The 2,563-nt window shown below is 38.6% G+C and carries 1 protein-coding gene; it reads left to right on the top strand.

Annotation, left to right across the window (positions count from 1 at the left end; translation table 11 throughout):
* Positions 1 to 706: 706 nt before the first annotated feature.
* On the top strand, positions 707 to 2,518 hold the full coding sequence (gene ltrA, locus M8E35_RS26065) for a group II intron reverse transcriptase/maturase (protein WP_252473885.1): 1,812 nt from the start codon (positions 707 to 709) through the stop codon (positions 2,516 to 2,518).
* Positions 2,519 to 2,563: the final 45 nt, after the last annotated feature.

Raw genomic sequence — 2,563 nt, 5'->3', positions numbered from 1 at the left:
TGCTATATGTGCGACACGTTTCTAAATGAAAAGTTTAGACATTTGTAGAAATACAAAGAGAACTAACATCTTGATGAGTCGAATGATAGGGTAACGCCTAAAAAGGCTCCTTTAATACTCCGATGGGCGTGTATATGTATAAGCGTCGAAGCGTCTAGAGCTCGGTGAAGTCGCGTGACCCTGCCCTTTTGGAATTAAAAACCTTTTGGAAACCTGTTCAGAGGTGAACAGTGCGGGTTTAGCGCGGAAGTCTAAAAAAATATCCATGGTAAGAATGTAGGCAAAACCTACTGACAAAGTTCCGAATGTACGGGTGAATCACTAGGCTAATAGAAATGTTAGTACAAGCAGAAGCTTGGTAGATGAGGAAAAGTAAAAATATATAGTATGAAAATCCTTACGATGTTACAGGTATCGTCAAGTCTACAAACCCAGAGGAACAACCTAAAGGTATATGCATAGATAAAGATGTTGGAACGTGGTAAGCATTGGACGTTAAGAACTTATATTCTATGAAACGGTGATAAGGCAACTTATCTCTATCAATGTGAAAGTAGGGCCACAGTACCAATGAAACCATGATAATAAGTGGCGGAGGGATAGGCCCAAGTCAATCTATAATAAACGAAACTTACGATCACAAAATCACTCCATAGGTTCTGGTGAGACTAAAAGAGGCTAACCTCGAAAGGAGGTGTTGCCGACTATGGCTACCACTACCGCGAATACCAAGTTGCGCCACAATGAATATTATGGGCAACAAAGTATACTTGATGAATTGTATGAAAGAAGTCTCAAGGGTGCAAAGTTTAATAAACTATACGAAAAAATTGTAGAAGAAAACAACATCCTATTGGCCTATCGAAACATTAAGGCTAACACAGGGAGTAAAACAGAAGGCACTGACGGTGTAACCATCAAAGACATAGCAGGTATGACCAACCAAGAAGTCATTACAATGGTCAAAAGAAGGTTGAAGAACTTTACACCACAATCGGTCAGACGGGTAGAAATTTTAAAAGATAATGGCCAAAATCGCCCTCTTGGAATACCCACTATGTCCGATCGTCTGATTCAAGCGTGTATTTATCAAATCCTTGAGCCAATCTGTGAAGCAAGGTTTCACAATCATAGCTATGGATTTAGGCCCACTAGAAGGACAGAGCATGCACTAGCCACGATGCACAGGATGATTAACATTCAGCATCTGCATTTTGTTGTAGATGTGGATATAAAGGGATTTTTCGATAATGTCGATCATGGAAAGCTTCTTAAACAGATGTGGACTATGGGGATTCAGGACAAGAACCTTCTTTGTATTATATCGGCTATGTTAAAGGCAGAAATTGAAGGAATAGGAATCCCCAGTAAGGGCGTTCCGCAGGGTGGTCTGTGTTCTCCATTATTTTCTAACGTGGTCCTTAATGAATTAGATTGGTGGATCAGCGATCAATGGGAAAGCTATGAAACTTCATACCCCTATAAAAGAAACGAAGGCAAGATTAGAGCAATACGCAGAGGGTCAAAACTCAAGGAATGCTATATCATCAGGTACTGTGATGATTTCAAAATCATGTGTCCAACCAGAGATGTAGCAGAACGGATGTTTGTCGCAGTTAAACTCTGGCTCAAAGAGAGACTAAATCTAGAAATAAGTCCAGAAAAATCAAAGATTACAAACCTGCGCAAGAAATCATCGGAGTTCCTGGGCTTCAAAATCAAAGCTGTTGTTAAGGGAAGGAAACGAGTCGCTAACTCAAATATCAAACCCAGTGCTGTTGTGAAAATAATAGCTAAAGGGAAGGATCTTATCAAGAAAATCCAAAAGAATTCAGCAGACAAGAATGTAAGTCTCTACAATTCTTATGTTCTTGGAACTCAAAATTACTATCGTATAGCAACACATTGTACTAACGACTTCTCAAAAATCGGATATGAGCTTGATAGGAACATTAAAATCAGGTGGAAGTCAATCTCTACCAATAAGGGTTCTCCCAGCAAGCTATACTTGGAAAAGTATAAGGGATATGCTAAGAAGAAGACATATATACATGGTCATATCATATTCCCAATGTCAGCATGTAAAACTAAAAATGCAATGAATCACTCCAAAATGGTAAACAAATTCACACCTGAAGGGAGAAAATTCATTCATCAACTAATCGAAAGTGTATCAGGTTTCGAATTCAAATACCTCAGCAAAAATCCAGTAATAGACCGAAGTATTGAGTATAATGACAACCGAATATCCTTATTTTCTGCCCAAGGCGGAATGTGTGAGGTACTCGGTAAAAGATTAGAAGTAAATGATTTCCATTGCCATCGTATCATTCCAATTATTGCTGGCGGAGGAGATAAATACAGTAATCTTGTCATAATTGCTCCTGATATTCACAGATTGATACATGCAACCAAATCCGAAACAATTCAACAAATACTGGCGAAGCTTGAACTATCTAAAAAGCAGATAGCCAAAGTGAATAAATTCAGAGTACAAGTAGGAAATATTGTGATATAAGGAAGTAGTTTTAGGTTGATGGAACGCCGTGTGAATACGAAAGTT

Origin of the sequence: Desulfosporosinus nitroreducens (genome assembly GCF_023897015.1) — a bacterium.
GTDB classification, from domain to species: domain Bacteria; phylum Bacillota; class Desulfitobacteriia; order Desulfitobacteriales; family Desulfitobacteriaceae; genus Desulfosporosinus; species Desulfosporosinus nitroreducens.
This window is presented reverse-complemented; position numbering and strand designations above follow the sequence as displayed.

What these genes read in the sequence shown, in the direction of transcription:
- ltrA (WP_252473885.1), top strand. Translation starts at nt 707, where the DNA reads ATGGCTACCACTACCGCGAATACCAAGTTGCGCCACAATGAATATTAT.